General features: G+C 68.7%; 4 protein-coding genes. 1 reads left to right on the forward strand and 3 read right to left on the reverse strand.

Features of this window, described 5'->3' with window-relative positions; all coding sequences use genetic code 11:
* The coding region (locus tag AC27KI_RS20925; protein ID WP_487115625.1) for a substrate-binding domain-containing protein at nucleotides 1-347 on the forward strand (347 nt) is incomplete at its 5' end.
* Between the two features lie 69 nt (nucleotides 348-416).
* Here the strand turns inward: AC27KI_RS20925 and AC27KI_RS20930 are convergent.
* From AC27KI_RS20930 to AC27KI_RS20940, 3 genes are all read right to left on the reverse strand, one after another.
* Nucleotides 417-818 carry a hypothetical protein gene (locus tag AC27KI_RS20930; protein WP_487089792.1) on the reverse strand — a complete coding sequence of 134 codons (402 nt, stop codon included), beginning with the start codon at nucleotides 816-818 and terminating at the stop codon, nucleotides 417-419.
* A gap of 59 nt (nucleotides 819-877) precedes the next feature.
* Nucleotides 878-1006, reverse strand: coding sequence for a hypothetical protein (locus AC27KI_RS20935; RefSeq protein WP_487115627.1), 129 nt, complete (start codon nucleotides 1004-1006; stop codon nucleotides 878-880).
* Between the two features lie 149 nt (nucleotides 1007-1155).
* The gene (locus AC27KI_RS20940; RefSeq protein WP_487089790.1) at nucleotides 1156-3396 is read right to left on the reverse strand and encodes a putative bifunctional diguanylate cyclase/phosphodiesterase; all 2241 of its coding nucleotides are present in this window, start codon (nucleotides 3394-3396) and stop codon (nucleotides 1156-1158) included.
* Nucleotides 3397-3443 lie beyond the last annotated feature (47 nt).

A 3443-nucleotide genomic window follows, 5' to 3' on the forward strand; every position in this document is an offset into this window, starting at 1 on the left:
GCGAGGCCGGCATGGCCGCCGCCACGGCGCTGCTGGCGGGCACCGGAGACATGCCGCGCCCGGACGCCTTGCTGGCCACGAACGGCCTGCTGCTGCTGGGCGCGGTGCACGCGATCCAGGCCGCGGGCCTGTCGATGCCGAACGACATCGGCCTGGCCGGCTTCGACAACAACGACTGGACGGCCCTGCCGGCCCTGGACGTGACAGTGATCGCGCAGCCCACCTACGACATCGGGCGCACCGCGGCCGAGTTGCTGCTGCAGCGGCTGTCAGAGCCCGAACGGACGGTAAGGCGGGTGGTGCTGGAAGGAGCGCTGCTGGCGCGGGGCTCCACGCGCAGGGGATGACGAGGCTGCGCTCGAAACGGTTGGCAGGGCATCGTCCGCCGAGCGATGCGCAGCACACCCCATCCAGGCTCAGCGCCGTTGGCTGCCGCGCGCCATGCCCGATATCGCGTAGGTTCCCGCTGCTTTGACAAGGACCCGAATGGCATGGGTCTTTTCCACCGTGTCGTGCTCGTACTGTGCCTTGATCGCGATCTCGATTCCGCTGCCCACCTTCCTGCACCGCATTTCCTGAATGGCGTACTGGCTGTGGTCGTCATTGAGTTCGGGAAACGCCAGGGTCCGGACCAACTCTGGCCTCCGCTCCTGCGTCGGCTGCGTGAGCCATTGCACGTAGATCTCGCTGCCCGCCCCTTCGTGCACATCGACAACGACCACGCGGTAGTAACCTGCCCGGTCCGCCTGGGTCCAGGCGCCGCAGGTTTCGACCTTTTGCACGAGAATGGGCAGTGACTCCACCTGGGCTTTGAGCAAGGAATCGCTGGCGTTGGCGCAAAAAGGCAACGCCAAAAACGCCCACCCAATGAATCGATTCACCACTTCGCCTTTGGATGAATGACGATGCCGGTGGTGATGTGCATGGTGCCTGGCGCGAGCGCAGGGCTGGTGGCGGGCTTGACTCTCGGAGGAACCATGCGCCCCGTCTGTTCGATCAGCAACAAATCAGACTCCCTTTTGATGTGGAGTGGCATGCTAACCAAAACCCATCGCAAAAGGCACAGATGGGCGTGGGCGCATGCTGCAAAGTGTCACCAGGGACGGCGCGAAACGAATCGTGGGCAGACTCCCGGGTGGCGAACTCGGCCCCGGCTCACCGCCGTTGCTGCAGCCAGGCCATGAGGGCCCCCTTCTCCATCGGCACGGCGATGTGGTACCCCTGGCCCTCATGGCAGCCCATGTCCAGCAGGGCGCGCAGCGCGGCGGCATCCTCGATGCCTTCGGCCAGCACCTGCAGCCCGAGCTTGCGACCCAGTTGCGCCACCATTTCCGCGATCCGGACGCCGTGCGGCTCGCCCAGGTGGCGCACGAAGGAGCGGTCGATCTTGATGCGGTCGAGCGCCAGCCGCTCCAGGTAGCTCAGCGAGGAATAGCCCGTGCCGAAATCGTCGATCGCGATGGAGATGCCTTGCGCGCGCAGGCTGGACAGGGTCGAGTTCAGCAATTGGGTGGGCAGCGCGGCCACCGACTCCGTGATCTCCAGCTCCAGCTGCGGCCCCTTTAGCCCGCTGTCCGCCAGGGCCGCGCAGACCGTGTCGAAAAAAGCGGGGTCCTGCAACTGCACGGACGACACGTTGACCGCCATGCGCCCGGGTGCATGGCCCGCCGCCAGCAACTCCCGCATGCAGGCGCACGCGGTGGACAGCACCCACTTGCCCAGCGCCACGATGAGTCCCGAATGCTCGGCCACCGGAATGAACTGGTCGGGCGATATCAGCTGGCCGTCGTCCGCGCGCCAGCGCACCAGGGCTTCCAGCCCCACCAGGCGCCGGGTCGCCAGGTCGATCTGCGGCTGATAGACCAGAAAGAGCTTGGCCGTGTCGATGGCCGCCCGCAGGTCGGACAGCAGCAGCGCCCGGGTGCGCGCCTCGGCCCCCATGTGGTCCGAATATTCCAGGTGCTGACCGCGATGGTCGCGCTTGGCGCGCTTCAAGGCGATGGTGGCGTCCTTGACGAGGTCGGCGCCCGCCTGCGGCACCTCGGGCAAGAAGACGTAGCCGCAGGTGAGCGACACCTTTTGCGCGACGCCATTCACCGCCAGGGGCTGGCGGACGCAGTCCAGCAGCCGCTGCAGCGACACCTGCGCCACCGCCCCCAGCACGCCGAACGTGTCCGCCCCCAGGCGGGCCAGCAGCACGCCCGGTGGCAGTGCAGCGGACAGCGCGCGGGCGACCCGCTCCAGCAGGCAGTCCCCGAAGCGGTGGCCCATGACGTCGTTGGTAGCGCTGAAATCGTCGATGTCGAGCAGCGCCAGGATGTGGCCGCGCGTGCCGAGGCGGGCGCATTCGTCCACCTTCTCGACGAAGTGCGCGCGGTTGGGCAGGCGGACCAGCGGGTCGTAATAGGCGTATTCATGCAGCCGCGCGAGCAGGCCGTGGTTGTGCAGCAGGGTGCCCAGGTTGGCGCAGAAGACGTCCAGCATCTGGGTATCGAGCGCGCCGCGCGCCGCGGGCACGTCGATGAAGACGGCCATGCCCTGCCGGCCCTGGTGCCCAATGTGCAGCGCCACGCCGCCATCGGCGGCATATCCATTGCCGCGGCCTTCCAGCACACGGCGCAGCACGCCCCATTCGGGCCGGGCGGCAACGGCGTCGAACGGGCCGTCGGCGAGGCCGGCGAACCGGCCGGCCGCCGCCAGCACCTGGAACCGGTCCGCAGTCTCTCCCTGCTGCGCGCACACCAGCGCATGGCATGCGACACCCAGCAATGCCGCCAGCTGGGTGATGACGCCCGAGGCGAAAGCCCGCGGATCGGTGGTCTCCAGCAAGGACGCGCTGGACCGCACGATGAGTTCCAGGCTGCGGCGGCTGGCCTCGGCGGCGCACAGCCGCTGGTAGGACCGCACGGAGGTGACGACCAGGGCCAGCAGCCGGTCATGCGTCAGCTCGGACTTGGGGCGGTAGTCGTTGATGTCGTACTGCAGCAGGGTGTCCAGGTCCATGACTGGCCCGGGCTGGCCCGTTCGCAGCACGATGCGTGCATTGGGCAGGCGTGCGGTGTGGCGGATGAAGTCCACCAGCGCCAAGGGGGTGCCGGCTGCCGCGACGGCGCCGCCCACTGGCTCCGAAGCCACGTCGAGCAGCACCATCGCCACGTTCGGCTCGCCCACGAGCAACGCGCGCGCTTCTTCGCCCGAAAAAGCGTGCCGCGACACCAGGGCGCGGCCGAAAAGCGTGCGCCCCTGCAGCGCCGCGCGCATGGCCGCATGCACGCCCGCGTCGCTGTCCACGACGAGGATCCGCCAGTCGGGCCCGCCCTGCGGGTCGCAGGTGCGGACGGTGCGCGCGGCGGCGACTTGCGGCGCGGGACAGTCGGGCACCACCCCGGCGTTCATGCGGCAGGCAGGTGGCGGCTGCACGGGGCGAGCGACACGCGATTGCG

This window comes from Acidovorax sp. KPB24-03 (assembly GCF_057546605.1).

Bases quoted from the DNA above. Each gene is read 5' to 3' on its own strand.
- AC27KI_RS20940 (WP_487089790.1), bottom strand. From the start codon at position 3,396: ATGAACGCCGGGGTGGTGCCCGACTGTCCCGCGCCGCAAGTCGCCGCC.